12 protein-coding genes and 2 pseudogenes are annotated in these 17,781 nt (G+C 60.0%); 4 read left to right on the forward strand and 10 right to left on the reverse strand.

The genetic code is table 11. The annotated features are described in order from the left end of the window. Positions 1-264: 264 nt before the first annotated feature. From acs to tsaD, 7 genes are all read right to left on the reverse strand, one after another. Positions 265-2,205, reverse strand: a complete 1,941-nt coding sequence (gene acs, locus AC0V6Z_RS09620; RefSeq protein ID WP_472638293.1) for an acetate--CoA ligase — start codon at positions 2,203-2,205, stop codon at positions 265-267. An 81-nt stretch (positions 2,206-2,286) separates the two neighbouring features. After that, on the reverse strand, positions 2,287-2,580 hold the full coding sequence (locus tag AC0V6Z_RS09625) for a response regulator (RefSeq protein ID WP_472638294.1): 294 nt from the start codon (positions 2,578-2,580) through the stop codon (positions 2,287-2,289). A 129-nt stretch (positions 2,581-2,709) separates the two neighbouring features. Then, positions 2,710-3,291, reverse strand: a complete 582-nt coding sequence (locus AC0V6Z_RS09630; protein WP_472638295.1) for a hypothetical protein — start codon at positions 3,289-3,291, stop codon at positions 2,710-2,712. A gap of 98 nt (positions 3,292-3,389) precedes the next feature. Then, entirely contained in the window at positions 3,390-5,075 is a 1,686-nt protein-coding gene (locus tag AC0V6Z_RS09635; protein WP_472638296.1) for a vWA domain-containing protein, read from the reverse strand. A gap of 109 nt (positions 5,076-5,184) precedes the next feature. Next, a complete protein-coding gene (locus AC0V6Z_RS09640) occupies positions 5,185-6,681 on the reverse strand; it encodes a lipopolysaccharide biosynthesis protein (protein WP_472640887.1) in 1,497 nt (498 codons plus the stop codon). Between the two features lie 71 nt (positions 6,682-6,752). Continuing rightward, positions 6,753-7,769 (reverse strand): NAD(P)H-dependent glycerol-3-phosphate dehydrogenase, encoded by a 1,017-nt coding sequence (locus AC0V6Z_RS09645; protein WP_472638297.1) that lies wholly within the window; start codon positions 7,767-7,769, stop codon positions 6,753-6,755. Further along, positions 7,769-8,833, reverse strand: a complete 1,065-nt coding sequence (tsaD, locus tag AC0V6Z_RS09650) for a tRNA (adenosine(37)-N6)-threonylcarbamoyltransferase complex transferase subunit TsaD (RefSeq protein ID WP_472638298.1) — start codon at positions 8,831-8,833, stop codon at positions 7,769-7,771. Before tsaD ends, AC0V6Z_RS09645 begins: the two co-directional genes overlap by 1 nt. Positions 8,834-8,931: 98 nt before the next feature. Between tsaD and hemC the strand changes: the two genes are divergently transcribed. The 3 genes from hemC (at position 8,932) to AC0V6Z_RS09665 (ending at position 11,531) form a co-directional block, all read left to right on the forward strand. Further along, the gene (gene hemC, locus AC0V6Z_RS09655) at positions 8,932-9,843 is read left to right on the forward strand and encodes a hydroxymethylbilane synthase (RefSeq protein WP_472640888.1); all 912 of its coding nucleotides are present in this window, start codon (positions 8,932-8,934) and stop codon (positions 9,841-9,843) included. A gap of 16 nt (positions 9,844-9,859) precedes the next feature. Then, on the forward strand, positions 9,860-10,543 hold the full coding sequence (locus AC0V6Z_RS09660; RefSeq protein ID WP_472638299.1) for a uroporphyrinogen-III synthase: 684 nt from the start codon (positions 9,860-9,862) through the stop codon (positions 10,541-10,543). A 67-nt stretch (positions 10,544-10,610) separates the two neighbouring features. Further along, positions 10,611-11,531, forward strand: coding sequence for a hypothetical protein (locus AC0V6Z_RS09665; RefSeq protein ID WP_472638300.1), 921 nt, complete (start codon positions 10,611-10,613; stop codon positions 11,529-11,531). Here the strand turns inward: AC0V6Z_RS09665 and AC0V6Z_RS09670 are convergent. Then, positions 11,528-12,746, reverse strand: a pseudogene (locus AC0V6Z_RS09670) (FAD-dependent monooxygenase). The gene AC0V6Z_RS09665 and the pseudogene AC0V6Z_RS09670 sit on opposite strands and share 4 nt — an antisense overlap. Positions 12,747-12,831: 85 nt before the next feature. Between AC0V6Z_RS09670 and AC0V6Z_RS09675 the strand changes: the two are divergent. Then, entirely contained in the window at positions 12,832-14,925 is a 2,094-nt protein-coding gene (locus AC0V6Z_RS09675) for a protein-disulfide reductase DsbD family protein (protein ID WP_472638301.1), read from the forward strand. On the opposite strand, the gene AC0V6Z_RS09680 is transcribed toward AC0V6Z_RS09675, so the two are convergent. Together AC0V6Z_RS09680 and uvrB are read right to left on the reverse strand one after the other, a co-directional pair. Beyond that, on the reverse strand, positions 14,897-15,559 hold the full coding sequence (locus AC0V6Z_RS09680) for a hypothetical protein (protein ID WP_472638302.1): 663 nt from the start codon (positions 15,557-15,559) through the stop codon (positions 14,897-14,899). The genes AC0V6Z_RS09675 and AC0V6Z_RS09680 overlap by 29 nt on opposite strands. Further along, positions 15,556-17,752, reverse strand: a pseudogene (gene uvrB, locus AC0V6Z_RS09685) (excinuclease ABC subunit UvrB). The gene AC0V6Z_RS09680 and the pseudogene uvrB overlap by 4 nt, the downstream one beginning before the upstream one ends. Positions 17,753-17,781: the final 29 nt, after the last annotated feature.

The following is a 17,781-nucleotide window of genomic DNA, read 5'->3' on the forward strand; positions in this document are numbered from 1 at the left end:
ACTCCTGAAACCAGTTGAGAGGGTCTTTTGCAGGCTTCGCCGCGTCCTGCAAGTTTTGCTTTGGCCGTTTTCGGCTTTGGAACACATACGCCTTTTTCAAATGTGTGACTTTTGAAATTATCACCTGTTTATCAGAGGCTTGGAGGCGATCCACTGTTGCAATGTGTGACTTTTGGAAAATGAGCATGTTCCATGCTGTTTTGGCGTCCCTTGGTACACTAGGCACGATCCCCGCTGTAGGACAGCTTTGCGCCCCTCGCACCACTATGCAGGCGGCCTGTTCGCGACCAGATCATCGACGACGCTAGGGTCCGCCAATGTCGAGGTGTCACCCAGGCTGCCCATATCATTCTCAGCAATCTTGCGCAGAATCCGCCGCATGATTTTGCCGCTGCGTGTCTTAGGCAGGCCAGGGGCAAATTGCAGCACATCTGGCGTCGCAATCGGGCCGATTTCCTTGCGCACCCATTGCACCAGTTCGCGGCGTAAATCTTCGCTATCGTCAGTGCCTGCATTGGTCGTGACATAGGCGTAGATACCTTGCCCCTTTACGTCGTGCGGCATGCCAACCACAGCGGCTTCTGCGACCAGTGGATGCTCGACCAGCGCGCTCTCCACCTCGGCGGTGCCCATGCGGTGGCCAGAGACATTGATCACATCGTCGATCCGGCCCGTGATCCAGTAATAGCCATCTTCATCACGGCGGCAGCCATCGCCGGTGAAATAATAGCCGGGATATTGGCTGAAATAGGTGTCAAAGAAACGTTGATGATCGCCGTAAACGGTGCGCATTTGCCCGGGCCAACTGTCGGTGATCACGAGCGCGCCAGAGGTCGCCCCTTCCAGAATATTGCCCTTTTCTGCATCGACCAGAGCGGGTTGTACTCCAAACATTGGCGTGCTCGCGCTGCCGGGTTTTAGTGCAGTTGCGCCGGGCAGGGGAGTGATCATCGCGCCCGCCGTTTCGGTCTGCCACCAGGTGTCGACGATTGGACAGCGGCGTTCGCCGACGACGCGGTGATACCAGTCCCAGGCCTCTGGATTGATTGGCTCTCCAACGCTGCCCAGCAGGCGGAGCGAGGAGCGATCCGTCTTCGTCACAAACTCATCGCCTTCGCGCATCAGCGCGCGCAGAGCAGTGGGCGCGGCGTAGAAAATCTCAACCTTGTGTTTGTCGATGACGTTCCAGAACCGCGAGTGGTCGGGGTAGTTCGGCACGCCTTCGAACATGACTTGCGTCGCGCCATTCATCAGCGGTCCGTAAACGACATAGGAATGCCCGGTGACCCAGCCAACATCGGCGGCGCACCAATAGATGCTACCCGGTGTATAATCGAACACATATTCATGCGTCATGCTGGTCCAAACGGCATAGCCGCCAGTGGTGTGTAGCACGCCTTTCGGCTTTCCCGTGGAGCCTGAAGTGTAGAGAATGAATAGCGGATCCTCCGCATCCATGACCTCCGTCTCGCACTGGTCGCTCGCCGCACTAATGGCGTCATGCCACCAGATGTCGCGACCCCCGCTAAAGCCGACATCGCCGCCAGTGTGCTTAAGCATGATGACCCGGCTGACATCGACCTTTTCAAGAGCTGCATCGACATTCGCTTTGAGTGGGACTTTCTTGCCGCCGCGCAGGCCTTCATCAGCGGTCAGAACGATATCGGATTGGCAATCCGAAATGCGGCCCGCGAGCGCATCTGGAGAGAAGCCCGCAAACACCACCGAATGCACCGCGCCGATGCGCGCGCAGGCGAGCATCGCAATTGCGGCCTCTGGCACCATGGGCAGATAGATGGTGACCCGATCGCCTTTTTTGACCCCGTTGGATTTCAGGACATTGGCAAAGCGGCAGACTTCTCGGTACAGCTCTCGGTAAGTGAGGGTGCGCCCCGGCGTACTGGGATCATCAGCCTCCCAAATGATTGCCGCAGTGTCGCCGCGCTCTGCCAAATGCCGGTCGAGTGCGTTGACACAAATATTGAGCTTTCCGCCGAGGAACCAGCCAATGCGGAAATCGTCTTTGTGATAGCTTACGTCTTTGACTGTTTCGAATGGCGCGATCCAATCGATCCGCTGCGCTTCTTCACGCCAGAAACCGTCAGGATCGCTGATCGAACGGGCGTAGTGAGATTGATATCTGGCTGCGTTGAATTTTGCGTTTGTCGCCCAATCATCTGGTACCGGAAACAGGTCTTGGCTCACGTATCACTCTCCGTCTTTTGTGACGAACAGGGATAAGCGATGCGAAGGCGCGTGGGAAGCGCCGCTTTAGCGCATGCGCAATTATTGGTCTTCGAGGACCTTGACCACCGCCCGCAATATTTCATTGGGCGGGCAAGGTTTCAGCAGGGTCGTTGCCTCAGGAAACCGTTCTTTCACTTCGTCGCGAGTGAACTGGCCAGAGTGGAAGATGATCGGCACGTCTTCGTCGCGCAATTTCTGCGCGAGTGGATAGACCATGCCATCGTCCAATTGCACATCCAAGATCGCAAGGTCAGGCTTGTCTTTCTGAAATGAAAGCATGGCCGAAGAAATATCGGTGTGCGGACCGGCAACTTCGAACCCGGCTTCTTGCACCGTTTCGCAAAGGTCAAAGCCGACGATCTCGCTCGTCTTCAGCGACCAAAATCCGTGCCTGCGTCATTGCCTTCTCCAGCGTTGCATATTCCTATGTAACACAGATTGGGCAAATGTTTCCTATTTATTTCAACCGTTTTGGCCGAACTTTCCGGAAAAGCCCGCTTCATCGCCCGCAGCTAGCAGCTTGGCCTGTTCGACCCAGCTATCACGGCGAATGCGTCCTCTGAAGCGATCGAGCTTCTCATCGACGCGGTCGATATCAGCCTCGTCCCAGCTGGCGATCTCGGCAAATGTTGTCACTTCAAGAGTGTTTAGCAGGCCAGCGAGCTTTGGTCCGAGGCCTTTGATCTGGGTCAAATCATCCGCCGCTGCCGCTGCAGGAGTGGGCGCAGGTGTTGTTGTTGTTGTTGTTGTTGTTGGAGTGGGGGCAGGTGAAGGGGCCGCAGGGGCCGGTGCAGCCGCAGGCTCGGGCGTTTGTTCCGCCTCGGGCAGTTCCACGCCTGTCTCTTTGGCGGCGGCATTGGGGGCATCGATCAATGCTTGATTGCGCGCAGCGGGCGCAGCGCCTTCATCCAGAACATCTTTTGTGTCTTTGTCGACAACCGATGCCTTACGGTTCGCCGACAGCCAGAAGAAGGCCAATAGCAAGACCACAATGGCGACAATCAGAATGTAGGGCCAATTGGCCTCAAAGAACTCAGGTGTCATCTCTCAATCCCATGATTTGTCAGTTTGCCCGCACGCCATAGCAGCGACACGCGCCGCATTCCAAGCAGACATCATAAGTTTTGAGGACGCTGTGGCCGTCAGCCGCCTTTCATGCTGCCTGCAAGCGCGTTTAGGCGGATGAATTCCTGCCGCCAATAATCGTCCTGGGAGCCAGCAAGCGTCTCGATATCGCTGTGGCCGAAGCCTTTCATGAGAGTGTCGCCGCGCAGCAATTGACCGTAGGCGGCAACGGCGCTGGCAAAGGCGAAGTCGCCAGACGGCTGTTTCGCTTGCAGCAGCTCGCTGCGCTGTACCAAGCGTTCAATCAGACGAGATTTTTTCCCATCGGGCAGTTTATAGCGCAGCTTTACTTGAGCCACTTCAGCTTCGCGGCTTAAAGCGGTTTGCGAAGGCTTGTCGTCATAGCGGCGCGGCGCGATCCAGCCTTCGCTTCCTGCGGGCACGATCTCGTAAATTGCGGTCACCTGGTGGCCTGCGCCAATGTCGCCAGCATCGACTGCGTCATTGTTGAAATCTTCCTCGCGAAGGGCGCGGTTTTCATATCCGACCAGGCGATATTGGCTGACGACCGCCGGGTTAAATTCGACCTGAATTTTCACGTCCTTTGCAATCGTGAAAAGGGTGGAACTCATCTCTTCACCCAATACCTTTTTCGCCTCCAGCGCGCTGTCGATATAGGCGTAATTGCCATTCCCGTGATTGGCGACCTGCTCCATCATCGCTTCGTTATAATTGCCCTGACCAAAGCCTAACGTGGTGAGCGTGATACCGCTGTCGCGTTTTTCCTCGATCAGCTCAATCAAGGCATCCTGGCTCGATACGCCAACGTTGAAATCGCCGTCAGTGGCTAGGATTACGCGGTTGACGCCGCCTTTGATGAAGCTGTCCTCGGCAATGTTATAGGCGAGCTCCAACCCTGCGCCCCCGGCGGTTGAGCCGCCTGCGGAAAGCTCGTCCAAGGCACGGCGGATTTTCCGTGTGTCATTGGTGGGCTCGAGCACCATGCCTGCAGCGCCTGCGTAGACGACGATGGATACGCGGTCTTGCGGGGACAGCTCACCGGCGAGGCCTGCCAGTGCGGTTTTAACTAGCGGCAATTTGTCCGGCCTGCCCATCGATCCCGACACATCCATCAGAAATACGAGATTGGCGGGTGGGCGATCTTCGCGCGGCAAATCGTAACCGCGCAGGCCAATTCGCATCAGATAGGTGTCTTCGTTCCATGGCGTGCGGGCAATGTCTGTGTTCACACTAAATGGCTGAGAGCGGTCTGCCGGCTTCGCGTAATCATAGCGGAAGTAGTTGATCATTTCCTCCGTGCGCACGGCGGCGCGCGGGGGCATCTGCCCTTGCGTGAGGAAGCGGCGCGCATTGGCATAGGCGCCGGTGTCTACGTCGACGCTAAAGGTAGAGACTGGCTCTGCGCTGGTCAGTTTGACTGGTGAGACTTCTTCACCGTCGTATTTCTCACGGCCAGGATCGGTTGGCACCCGCACAGGCGGAACACCGATAATCCCGGGCGCCGGGCGACGAGAGACCGATGCGAAATCCGCTTCTGAAACTCGTGATCCCGTGACGACTACCGTCTGTTCGGCGACGGGTGCTGGTGGCGGCGGAGGAGGAGGTGGTGGCGCTGCAACAGCGACATTGTCGTCTGGCTGGCCTGTTTTGGCGACATTGCCCTGACTGGCTGCACAGCCCGCTATCATCAGGCTGAGCATACCTGCACCCGCCAGTTTGAACGTTAGGTTTGAATTCCGCATTTTCACGACTCCCCACAATAACCCACGAAGCACAAAGCTCTGCTTTTGGGCGTTAATCGTGACTGAACGTGCAGAAGGTGCGGTCAAACAGGCAGGGTTTGAAGGCTTTCTATCCGCCAACATTCTTGCGGAACAACAGGCGATCTTCCTCGCCAAATCCGCGCCGCCAGATGACCCAACCGAACGTAAGCAAGATCGCCGGAATACCGAACAACAGCTCGGCCCATTCCGGCAGCCATGTTGCCGCTGTGCCAACCACCACGGCGGGCGCAGCGGCCCAGACCAAGGCCCAGCGCCAATTGCTGACTGGGGCCTTCAGCAATTTCTTGAGCAGCAGCGCTTTGACCAGGCTCGCGCAGCCCAACGCGATCAGCAAAGCGAGCGCTGCGCCAGCGGCTTTGAATGGCTCGGAAAACCCGAGGTGCTCAACGCCTTTGATAATCCCGATGGTGAGCGCGGCCTGCAGCGCAATCGTGCAAACTGAGATCAGCAGGTTCCGCTTGCGCGCAATATAGACCAGCACGCTTTCGGAAACGACCGCCATAGCCGCGGCGACCTCTGCGGCAAGCAGGAAGGCCAATGCGCCGGTGCCGCCAACATATTGCGGCCCGATCAGGCCCATAACGCCTTCGCCCGGTACGCCTAGCGCGAGGGCAATGGCAGCCTGAGCGGCGATGATCCAGAAGCCAACCTGGCGCACTTGCGCAGCGATAGCGGCATAGTTCTTGCTCTTCAGATTTTTGGTAATGACGGGGCCAAGCACCGGTTCAAAGCTGGTTTTGAGCTTCTGCGGCAGGCTCGCGATCTGCTGAGCCATGTAATAGACCGCGACGGCGGCGGGCGAGGCGAAGAAGCCGAGGATGAAGATATCGACCCGGCGCGTGCCCCATTCGACCGCATCTGCTCCCATCAGCGGCAGAGCGCGGGCGGTCACTTTCCACATATAGCGTGGGCGAGGGCGCCAGCCGCTGGGCAATCCATAGCTGCGCAGGAATGACCATGCGGCGGTCAACAATGCGGCGTAAATCGAGCAGATAAATGCAAGCGCTAGGCCAGCTTCCCGAAACTCAGGTATGCCGCTGTAGAGCGGTAGGTAGAAGAACACACCTGCCATGATCGATATCGTCCACGGCTCCACAACGGCGCGGGCGCGCACAGTGGTGGCGATGTCGTACTTGTATGCCTGCGCGGCCAGCAGAATTTCTGTGAGTGCGAAGGCCGGGATCGCCGCGATCAACCAGATATCATATTCGCTGTTCATTCCGTTCGGGAACATCACGACCGGGAACAGCCACAGGAACAGGCCAGCGAATGCGGACAAGATCAGCGCGATGAGCATCCCGTCGAACACGAGGTTGACCTTGGCTCGCTCGGCCTCTGGGCCTTCGCCATCTGTGCCTTCGGTCAGGCGCTGAGCCAGCCCGCGTTTCTCGCCAAGAGAGCAGACAAGCCCGAGGATTTCGATCAGGACAAGCGCGGAGGCGAACCGTCCAACCGCGTCAATTCCGTAAAGCCGCCCAGCGATAAATAGAAAAGGAAGCCGGGCAACCAGCCTTAGAATGAAGCCAAAGAAATTGGTTCGGCCACCTTTGGCCAACGCCTGCATATCAGCGTTATCATCGCCGGGTGTGCTGGCTGCTCCGCTGGCTGGCGGCGGAGATGAGACTGGGGGTAGGCTCAAGCCTGATGGTTCCTGTGCTCGCGTTCTTGCTCCGCCTTTAGCGGACGAGCGAGCAAGTTGGCGACTGCGGCGCGCGGGCTTTCCCCGGCGAGGATTGCGTTGACTGCGATAACGATGGGCATTGTGATACCGCGTTCCTCGGCCAGACGCTTGAGAACGGGCGCGGTGTGCGCGCCTTCTGCGACTGTGCGGCGATCCGCCATCAGTTCAGCGGCGGACCCGCCTTCGCCCAATGCCTTACCGAGCGAGAAATTGCGGCTGGAGGTGGAGGAACATGTGAGCACCAGATCGCCGAGTCCGCACAGTCCTGCTAGCGTTTCAGCCTCTGCGCCCAGCGCCTCGCCAAACCGCAGCATTTCGGCATAGCCCCGCGCGATCAGGGCGGCGCGCGCATTCTGGCCCAGCGCCAGGCCGTCCACCACGCCGCAGGCAATCGCCAGGACATTCTTGATTGCGCCGCCGATCTCTGCGCCGGTCACATCATGGGTGTAATAGGGGCGGAAGGAAGGCCGAGCGATTTCTGGTGAGAGGCGCTCCCACTGCGCATTGCCTCCGCCGCACGCGAGCGTGACCGCCGTGGGCAGGCCGTCTGCGACTTCGTGCGCGAAGGTGGGGCCGGATAGGACGGCGATGTCGCTCGCCGGACAGGCGGCTTTGGCAACCTCATTCATTAGCTGACCCGTGCCCGCATCAATGCCTTTAGAACACAGCACCAGATCACGCGGCGCCTTTGGTAATTGCGACAGGACCGCGCCAAGGTTTTGCGCCGGGGTCACCGCCAGTACCGTGTCCAGCTCTGCCAGATCGTCAAGGTCATTGGTCGCGTGAATGCTGGGCGAAAGCGAAGCCGATGGCAGGTACAGCGCGTTGCTGTGCTCTGAATTGATCGCATCGACCAAGTCCGCCTCATAGGCCCACAGCAGCACATCGCGCCCATCAGTGCTGAGCATTTGCGCCAGAGCTGTTCCCCAAGCGCCTGCGCCAATCACGCCAACCGTGGAAAGAGCCGTCATTATGCTTTCACTCCTGCGCCGCGGGCCTTTTCCGCTTCCGGATCGAGCGGCCAGCGCGGACGCGCCTTGAAATCGAGCGGATCAGATTGCTCCAGCGGCATGCGTTCACACCCGGCCCAAGCGATCATCGCGGCGTTATCTGTACACAGCGCCAAGGGCGGCGCGGCAAAGCGCATGTGATGTTTGCTAGCGAAGGCTTCAAGCGCGGATCGGATCGCGGTGTTGGCGGCAACGCCGCCGGCAACCACCAGGGCAGGGGGTGTTTCCAGGCCTTTGAGAGCGTGGCTTAACCGGTCAATCAGGCAGTCGATCGCTGCCTGCTGAAAACTCGCGGCGATGTCTTCGGACCGGTGCTTACCGCTGTCATAGGCCCGCAAGACCGCGCTCTTGAGGCCAGCGAAGGAGAAATGTGGTTCCTTTGATCCCTTGAGCGGGCGGGGCAGGGAAACAGCCGAGGCATCGCCGGTGAGCGCGAGCTTCTCCACTTTCGGCCCGCCGGGATAGCCGAGACCTAGGATCTTCGCGGTCTTGTCGAACGCCTCACCCAAGGCATCATCAATCGTGGTTGCGAGGCGGCGATACTCGCCGACGCCTTCCACCAACAGGATTTGGCAATGCCCGCCCGATACGAGCAGCAGCAGATAAGGAAAGCTGAGCTCAGGATCGGCGAGGCGCGGTGACAACGCGTGCCCCTCCAGATGATTGACCGCGATCAACGGCTTGCCTGATGCCATGGCCAGCGCCTTTGCACTGACCAGGCCGACCATCACCCCGCCGATCAGACCGGGGCCAGCGGTGGCGGCAATCGCATCGACATCCTCCAGCGTCATATCCGCATCCGCCATCACCGCCTCCAGCATAGGGGCGAGGCGCTCTGCATGGGCGCGGGCTGCAATTTCAGGCACGACCCCGCCATAGGGCGCATGCTCTGCCTCTTGGCTGGCGATCCGCTCAGCAATGATTGTTCGGTCGCCGCGCACGATTGCAACCGCCGTCTCATCACAGCTGGACTCGATCCCAAGCACCGTGGGGTTGTCTGTTATGATTGACGGCAATTCACTCATGCCGCTTTTCCTTAGTCGCTTAGGTGGTTAGAGCAAGCATGCCTATGAGCCAGCCTGACGATCACAGCACAGCGGCGAGTGCCGCAAACCCCATTCACATGCGGCTTGGAACGCGCGAATCTCCGCTTGCAATGGCGCAGGCTTATGAGACGCGGCGGCGGCTGTGCGAGGCGCATGGTTGGAGCGAGGACCAGGTGGAGCTGGTGCCGGTGCGCGCCAGCGGTGACAAGATACAGGATCGCCCGCTCGCTGATATTGGCGGCAAGGCACTCTGGACCAAGGAACTGGATCAATGGCTGGGCGAAGGGCGGATCGACGCCGCAGTGCACTCGCTTAAAGACGTTGAGACGATCCGGCCTTATGACTTTGTAATAGCAGCATTTTTACCGCGCGAGGACCGTCGCGATGTATTGATCGGGGCAAGCAGTATTGCCGCGATCCCGCCCGGATCAAAAGCCGGCACCAGTGCGCCGCGCCGCGCATCGCAATTGCTCAATCAACGCCCCGATCTCGAGGTGGTGATGTTTCGTGGGAATGTCGCGACACGGCTGGCCAAGCTGCAAGCAGGCGAGGCCGACGTGACCTTCCTCGCAGCGGCCGGATTGGAGCGTTTGGGCGAGACGGGTGTAGGCACTCCGCTGGAGACAGACGAATGGATCCCGGCGGCCTCTCAGGGCGCGATTGGGATTGAATGCGCGCTGGGCAATGAAGCTGCTTTGAAAGCGATTGCCGCGATTGATCACCCTCATACCCGCGCTGAAGTTCTGGCGGAGCGCGCGCTGCTGGAGGCGCTAGGCGGAACCTGTCACAGTCCGGTTGCAGTCCTGTGCGAGGCTGATGGAGACAGCATCGCAATGCGCGCGGCCCTGTTCAGCCCGGATGGGGCAGAGCGAGTAGAGGGCGAAGCGCGCTTTGCTATTGGTGATAGTGCTGCGGCAAAGGCGCTGGCGGCGGACCTGCTGTCGCGCGCTGGGCCGGGGACACGTCCGCATTTTGATGGCGCTGGCTAGGCTGGATGAGCCGCCCATGAGAGCACAGACGATCATTGCGGTTCGGTCAGAGCCGGGACTGTCATCAACGATGGACCTGTGCGAGGAATTGGGCCTGCCTATCCAGGGTTTCGCGCTTTCTGCAGCTGAGCCAGTCGCATGGGATATGCCTCATGGCAGTCAGGTGCAGGCGCTTCTCGTAGGCAGCGCCAATGCGTTTCGTCATGGCGGAAGCAAGCTGAGAGAGCTCACACATTTGCCGGTTCATGCGGTAGGACAGGCAACCGCGGAAGCTGCGCGCGATGCGGGTTTCAAGGTGGCGCGCTCTGGCGAGGGCGGTTTGCAACATGTGCTGTACACTCTTTCAGTCGCTCCGATCCATTATCTGCGGCTCGGCGGTGAAGAGCGGATCACTCTGAACCTGCCCGAAGGCGTCACAATCACCGAAAAAGTGGTCTATCGGATGCATGAAATTGCAATGACCAATGAGCAGGCAAAGCAGTTGTCTGATCCTGCCCTTGTGCTGCTCTATTCGGCATCCTCAGCGCGGCATTTTGCCAAGGAATGCGACCGCTTAGGTCTCGATAAGTCGCACATTTCCCTCGCTGCGCTTGGCCCACGAATTCTCGCTGCCGCAGGCTCCGGATGGGCCGAGACGCGCGCTGCACCGCACCCTAGCGACGCCGAATTGCTGGCCATGGCGCAGGACATGTGGCAATAGCGGCGCAAATATAGCGGTGGCCCGCCCCCAAATGGGCCGCGCGCAATGGATCGCAGAACGGACTACAATGGAATCGAAATTCGGCAGTCGCCGCAAAAGCGGCTCATCCAAAGGAATAATGCTGGCCGCCCTGTTCTCCTTCATCGCTGGAGGAGCGCTGATCGGCTACATCGTTTGGTACAATGCCAATAATGAAAGCGCTGCGGTTGAAGCGACAGACGAGCCAGTCGCGATCGCCAGCCCGGAAGAAACGCCGGGGCTAGAACTGCCCACGTTGCCCACGCCAACCTCTGAGGCAAGCGAAGCAATCGAAGAGCAGGTTGAGGCTGTCGAAGGTCTGGCTGAGCAGCAAGGTGGTCTCGACCAACGCTTGGCAGCAGCGGAGCAGCGCCTCTCCCGGCTGGACCTGCAAGCACAGGCGGCGGCTGGCAATGCTGCGCGGGCCGAGGGCCTGCTGATCGCCTTTGCGACCCGCCGCGCGATTGAACGCGGGGCAGAGCTTGGCTTTCTTGCCGATCAATTGCGCCTGCGTTTTGGCGACAATTGGCCCAATGCGGTGCGCACCATCATCTCGTTCTCGCGCCGCCCGATCACGCTCGATCAATTGCTTGCGCGCCTAGAGGGCCTTGGCCCTGATCTGGCCGAGCCTGATGAGGTGTCTTCTTGGGCGGACATTCGCCGCGAGTTTGGCGAACTGTTCGTGATCCGCCGCGAAGACACACCTTCGCCCCAGCCAGAGCGCCGTTTGGACCGGGCCCGTCTGTTCCTGGAAAGCGGCCGGGTGGAAGCGGCGATTGCTGAGGTGCAAAACCTGCCCGGTGCAGCCAGCGCGGAAAACTGGATCGCGGATGCCACCCGTTTCAGCAATGCAATGGACGCGCTAGACACGATTGAAACCGCCGCCGTGCTTGAACCGCGCCGTTTGCGTGATGGCGCCGGCAATGCGGTGGAACAATTGAGCCCGGTTGAGGCGACCAGCGAAGATTAAGCGCGCAGCAGCTCGGGCAATTCGCCGGAGACGCCGCGTGCCTCGTCCATAAACCAGTGCTTCAAAGCGCCGCTGCGCTGCACCCCAGCCATGCCCAATCGCCGCACGGCAGAGGCCGCCTTGCCCGGCACGCCGAACAATCGCGTCAGCCCATCGGTGGCGGTGGCGACCATAAAGGCATCAAGCCCGCGCCAGTTCTCATAGCGCATCAGGCTTTGATGATCTCCGGGGTCAAGGCCAATTCGGCGGCCTTCTTCGAGAACTTCGACCAAAGTCGCGGCATCGCGCAGGCCAAGGTTAAGCCCCTGCCCAGCGATTGGGTGAATACCGTGCGCTGCATCACCGACCAAAGCCAAGCGCTCGCCGGTAATTTTGGCGGTGTGGTGAAAACCGAGCGGCCATGATGAGCGTGCGCCCGCGCTGGTGACCGCGCCAAACATGCCGCCCATACGCTTTTCCAGCTCGGCCAGAAACGCGCGGTCGGACAATTTCAAAAAGCCTGCGGCGTCACCTTCGCTGACGGTCCACACCAGCGAGGACCGGCGGCGTCCCTGCTCGTCGTCCAGCATTGGCAGCAGCGCGAATGGGCCAGCAGGATAGAATATCTCCCACGCGACATTGTCATGCGGTTTTTCGTGCGTCAGCCCGGCAATAATCGCGCGGTGACTGTATTCCCAATTGGCGACCACCAGCCCGGCCTGTGTTCGCGTGGGTGAGCTGCGGCCCTCGGCGGCCACCATCAGGCTGGCTTTGAGTTTCGTCCCATCGCTCAGCTCCACGGCGACGCCAAACTCGCTGCGCTGGCGTTCGCTGATCTCTGCCTCGGACACCCAATTGATCAGCGGTTCTTTCGCCGCCGCTTCAAACATCGCCCGGCGCAGGCTGAGATTGGGCAGCATCCGTCCGAGCGACCCCTCGTGCGGCTCAGGTTGAAAATCGATCTCGCCCCGGCTTCATTTGGTCAGTGACGGCAATGCTCGCAATCGGGCAGGCTAACGGCTCTAGCGTTTCCGCCAGGCCGATATTGCAGAACAATTGCCAGCTCGCGGTAGAGATCGCGGTGGCGCGGTCGTCAAAGCCTTCCTTCAGCAGATCATCGGGATTGGCGCGGTCAACGACATGGCTAGAAAAGCCCTTGCGCGCAGCGGTGAGCGCCAGGGTCATACCGACCAGCCCGCCGCCAAGGATCAAAAGATCGCGCGTGTCATTCGTCATTCTGCCTGCCTCTATGAAACCTATCCCGCCGTGATTGCGAATAGTGTTCGACAGTCCTAGAGGTTCGATCGTGATAGACGCAAGAATGTTCCCGCTTACAAAGCTATGGTTTGCTGCATTGGTGCTTGCATTTGTGGCTGCTTTGTCGCCGTCACACGCGCAAGATGGCGCGATCCCGGCAGAGGCGCGGTTTGGCGATGAGAACATCAGCGTGGAATTGCGCGCGGATGGCCTGCCGAAAGCGGGCGAGGAGTGGCTGCTCGCTCTGAGGTTTACGCCAGACCCGAACAGCAATGAGGAATGGCACGGATATTGGTCCAACCCCGGCGATGCGGGGCAGGGCATGCAATTGCGGCTGAACCTGCCGGATGGTTGGGAGATGGGCGAGCCGCTCTATCCCGTGCCAGAGCGGTTTGTTCAGCAGCTGGTCGATACCGAGCTGATGAATCACATCTACAAGGGCGCATACACGGTTCTGGTGCCGATCCGCGTGACCGGTGAGGTTGATAACACCACTCGCGAACCGATCACCGGTTTTGTGGAATATCTCGCCTGCACTGACAAAGTGTGCGTGCCGCAGGATGCTGTCCTGCGAGAAAGCCAGGGCGGGGATTTTGCCCGCTGGCGCGCAGAAATTGCGCCGCTGCTGGATGCTGAGGCGAGCTTTGCCGTTGAGGGCAAGAACCTGCGCTTGGCGATCCCATTGCCTGCTGAGGTGAGCCTCAGCGATCCGCATGTTTTCATCGAGAACACGCAGCTGGTTCAATATTCGGTCGCCCAAACCTTTCGCCGCGATGGCGACATGGTGAGCGCTGAGATTCCCCTGTCCGACTGGGTGGAAGAGGGACAGCCTGCGGACGGCGTGAAAGGCATCTTGTCTTTCGGCAATGGCGCTGGCGTCAGGTTTGAGGCGAGTGAAGGCGAGGTGGCGCTCACGGGCGAGCGGATCGTCACTTCTTCTGCGCCGCAGACCCCGCCGCTTTGGACGCTTATTCTAGGCGCATTGGTGGGCGGATTGATCCTCAATATCATGCCATGCGTTTTCCCAATCCTGAGCCTCAAAGCGATCTCGCTTGCACGCGCTGGTGAGAGCGAGGCCAAGGCGCGCTCAGAGGGGCTCGCCTACACTGCTGGCGTTGTGCTCGCCTGTGTTGGACTGGGTGCGCTCATGCTCGTGCTGCGCGCGGGCGGAGAGCAAGTGGGCTGGGCGTTCCAGCTGCAAAGCCCCGGCGTGGTCATTGTGCTGCTCGTGCTCGCCAGCGTGATCACCGCGAATTTTGCCGGCGTGTTTGAGCTACCTTCCATTTCCATCACACGCGGCGGGCAGCCTGCCAGCGCTTTCGCCACGGGCCTGCTCGCGGCCTTCGCGGCAACCCCATGCACCGGGCCGTTTATGGCGGCGGCGCTCGGCGCGGCTCTGTTGTTGCCGGTGCCACAGGCGCTGCTGCTGTTTGCAATGCTGGGGCTGGGCTTGGCCTTGCCGTTCCTGCTTATCGGCTTTGTGCCAGCTCTGCGGCGAATGCTGCCAAAGCCAGGTGCGTGGATGGAGCGTTTTCGCAGGATCATGGCGATCCCGATGGGGCTGACCGCGCTTGCGCTGATCTGGCTGACAGCGCGGCTGGGCGGGCAAGGGTTTGCACTATTCGCGCTGGTTGTCGTGTTTGGTCTAGTCGTCGCTTTGCTGGTGGTTGGCCGGTTGCAGCGCGCGGGCAAAATGGCTTGGCCCGCATTTGGCCTGATCGCCGCGCCGTTTTTGATCTTCGGTGCCTTCGCCTTACCCGCCAGCTTTGCTGCGCCAGTGACGAACCTAACCGAGGAATCGATTCATTCGCCTCAGACTTACAACGCAGAGGCACTGGCAAAGGCCCGCTCCAGCGGCCAGCCAGTGTTCCTGTGGTTCACCGCCGATTGGTGCGTCACCTGCAAAGTGAATGAGAGCGTCGCGATTGAGCGCGAGGCAACGCGTGAGGCGTTTGAAGCCGCTGGCGTGGTCACCATGGTGGGCGATTGGACGCAGCGCGACGAGGCGATCACCATGTTCTTGTCTGAGCAGGGCGCAGCGGGCGTGCCGCTGTACCTATGGTATGAGCCTAGTGAACAAGGGGCCACGGAGGCGGAGCAATTGCCGCAGGTGCTGACGCCAGATTTGCTTAAGGAGCGGGCTGAGCGGGCTCGCTAGCGTCTGGCGAAGGTGCCGCATCGTCTGATGCGGCTTCATCCGATGTCTCACTTGCGACTTCAGTGACTGCTTCATCCACAATGGTACCCTCAAGCGGTTCCAACCGGCCCCCACGACATCCCGTCACCAGATCAACCGGCAGCGGACTGGGGTTCAGCGTTACCATGCCAGCGCCCGGTACAGTCAGCGTCACTTCCTCTGGCCCGATCAGCGGCTCCCAATCCTGATCAATCGCGGGATCTTCACCGCGCCAGAGAAAGCCGGTGTTGGTCTCAATCGCATCGACCTTCATCCGCCCGATCTCATCATTGCCAACAAAGGCTAGGATGGCGCCTGCGCCTTCGTCTGCCACGGCAAAGCGGGTGACGCGGAGGTTCGGATCGGCAGGTGTCTCAACGCATTCGAGCGAGACCAAGGGCGCTTCACCGGGCTTGCCATAGATGATCCGCCAAGGGGTCGCGCTCGCGGCCCAAACCGCGCCTTCAATATCGGGCGAGTCAATGGGTTCTGAGGGGCCTTGCGGCATCTCGGCTGGCATATCGCGGGCGATATCGGCATCGGTCGGCGGCGGCTTGCACGCGGCAAGTGCAATGGCCGTCAAGCCAAGCGCTGCGATGGCGGCGTTCCGGCTCACGGCTTGCCGCCCATAAACTTCGCTCGTTTCTTGCCATAGCGGGTCTTGCGCGTTCCGGGGCGGCCAGCGTCAGAGCGGCCAACCTTAGGGGCTTTCTTCTCGCCATCGGGCAGGCCCAGCTCGTCATTTTCGAGCCTGCGGATTTCATCGCGCAGTCTGCCTGCTTCCTCAAATTCGAGGTTTGCAGCGGCATCGCGCATCCGTTTCTCAAGGTCTTCGATATAGGCGCGCAGGTTGTGGCCGACGAGGTTGTTGACCTCTTCATCGCCGGTGTCGACCGTCACCCCATCTTGCGCGGCGCTGTGCGCGACAATGTCCGCAATGTCGCGCTTGATCGTCTGCGGCGTAATGCCGTGCTCTTCGTTGAAGGCGCGCTGCTTCTCGCGCCGGCTGCTCCGTCTCGGCCATGGCGCGTTCCATGCTGCCGGTGATCCGGTCGGCATAGAGAATGACCTTGCCATCGACATTACGCGCGGCTCGTCCAATCGTCTGGATCAGCGAGGTTTCGCTGCGCAGGAACCCTTCCTTGTCAGCATCCAAAATCGCCACCAATCCGCATTCGGGAATGTCGAGCCCTTCGCGCAGCAGGTTGATCCCGATCAGCACATCATAGACCCCCAGGCGCAGGTCGCGGATCAGTTCAATCCGCTCCAGTGTCTCAACGTCAGAGTGCATGTAGCGCACGCGCACACCTGCCTCGTGCATGAATTCGGTAAGGTCTTCGGCCATACGCTTGGTCAGTGTGGTGACTAGCGTTCGGTAGCCCTTCTTGGCCACCGCGAGGCATTCCTGGATGCAATCCTGCACTTGATCCTCGACCGGGCGGATTTCGACCGGCGGATCGATCAATCCGGTGGGGCGGATCACCTGCTCGGCAAAAACGCCGCCGGTCTGCTCCATCTCCCAGCCGCCGGGTGTCGCCGACACGGCAAAGGTTTGCGGGCGCATCGCGTCCCATTCGTTGAAGCGCAAAGGGCGGTTGTCGATGCAGCTCGGCAAGCGAAAGCCATGTTCGGCCAGCGTGATCTTGCGGCGGTGATCGCCTTTCGACATCGCGCCGATCTGCGGCACGGTCTGGTGGCTTTCATCGACAAACAGCAGTGCATTTTCCGGTAGATACTCGAACAAAGTGGGCGGCGGCTCACCCGGCAGGCGGCCGGTGAGGAAGCGAGAATAGTTCTCGATCCCGGCACAGCTGCCGGTCGCGGCAATCATCTCTAGGTCGAAATTGGTGCGCTGCTCCAGCCGCTGTGCCTCCAGCAATTGCCCCTCTTCCTGTAGCTCCTTGAGGCGGTGCTGCAGCTCAAATTTGATTGCGGCGGCGGCCTGTTTCATGGTCGGGCCAGGCGTCACATAGTGCGAGTTTGCATAGACGCGAACTTTGTCGAGGTTTGCGCCTTTCTTACCCGTCAGCGGATCAAACTCCGCAATCTCTTCGATCTCATCACCAAAGAAGCTGATCCGCCATGCCATGTCTTCATAGTGCGAAGGGTAAAGCTCCAGATTGTCGCCGCGCACCCGGAAGGTGCCGCGCTGAAAGGCGGCATCATTGCGCTTGTATTGCAAGGCGACCAGCTTGCGGATCAGTTCGCGTTGATCAACGGTTTCATCCTTTTTGATGTCGAAAATCATCGCCGAATAGGTTTCGACCGATCCAATACCATAGAGGCACGAGACGGAGGCGACGATGATCACATCATCGCGTTCCAGCAAGGCGCGGGTGGCCGCATGGCGCATCCGGTCGATCGCCTCGTTCACCGAGCTTTCTTTCTCGATATAGGTGTCGGAGCGCGGGACATAGGCCTCTGGCTGGTAATAGTCGTAATAGGATACGAAATACTCGACCGCATTGTCAGGAAAGAAGCTTTTAAACTCGCCGTAAAGCTGCGCGGCAAGGATCTTGTTGGGCGCCAGGATTAATGCGGGGCGCTGGGTTGCCTCGATCACTTTCGCCATGGTGAAGGTCTTGCCCGACCCGGTCACACCCAGCAGGGTCTGCGTCTTTTCGCCTGTGGTCGCGCCTTCCACCAGCTCTGCAATGGCTGTTGGCTGATCGCCAGCGGGTTCATAATCAGAGACGATTTTGAACGGCCTGCCAGGATCGCTCTTTTCCGGACGGTCCGGGCGGTGCGGGGTGAAATCCCCAGAGGTGTCGGGTTCTTCTAACCCTCGGCGGATGACGAGTTCTGACATGTTAAGACATATGCGGCGCGGATGCGCGC

The organism is Erythrobacter sp. SN6-5, assembly GCF_057364945.1.

Bases quoted from the DNA above. Each gene is read 5' to 3' on its own strand.
- AC0V6Z_RS09630 (WP_472638295.1), bottom strand. From the start codon at position 3,291: ATGACACCTGAGTTCTTTGAGGCCAATTGGCCCTACATTCTGATTGTC.
- AC0V6Z_RS09635 (WP_472638296.1), bottom strand. From the start codon at position 5,075: ATGCGGAATTCAAACCTAACGTTCAAACTGGCGGGTGCAGGTATGCTC.
- AC0V6Z_RS09640 (WP_472640887.1), bottom strand. From the start codon at position 6,681: ATGCAGGCGTTGGCCAAAGGTGGCCGAACCAATTTCTTTGGCTTCATT.
- AC0V6Z_RS09645 (WP_472638297.1), bottom strand. From the start codon at position 7,769: ATGACGGCTCTTTCCACGGTTGGCGTGATTGGCGCAGGCGCTTGGGGA.
- tsaD (WP_472638298.1), bottom strand. From the start codon at position 8,833: ATGAGTGAATTGCCGTCAATCATAACAGACAACCCCACGGTGCTTGGG.
- hemC (WP_472640888.1), top strand. From the start codon at position 8,932: ATGCGGCTTGGAACGCGCGAATCTCCGCTTGCAATGGCGCAGGCTTAT.
- AC0V6Z_RS09660 (WP_472638299.1), top strand. From the start codon at position 9,860: ATGAGAGCACAGACGATCATTGCGGTTCGGTCAGAGCCGGGACTGTCA.
- AC0V6Z_RS09665 (WP_472638300.1), top strand. From the start codon at position 10,611: ATGGAATCGAAATTCGGCAGTCGCCGCAAAAGCGGCTCATCCAAAGGA.
- AC0V6Z_RS09675 (WP_472638301.1), top strand. From the start codon at position 12,832: ATGTTCCCGCTTACAAAGCTATGGTTTGCTGCATTGGTGCTTGCATTT.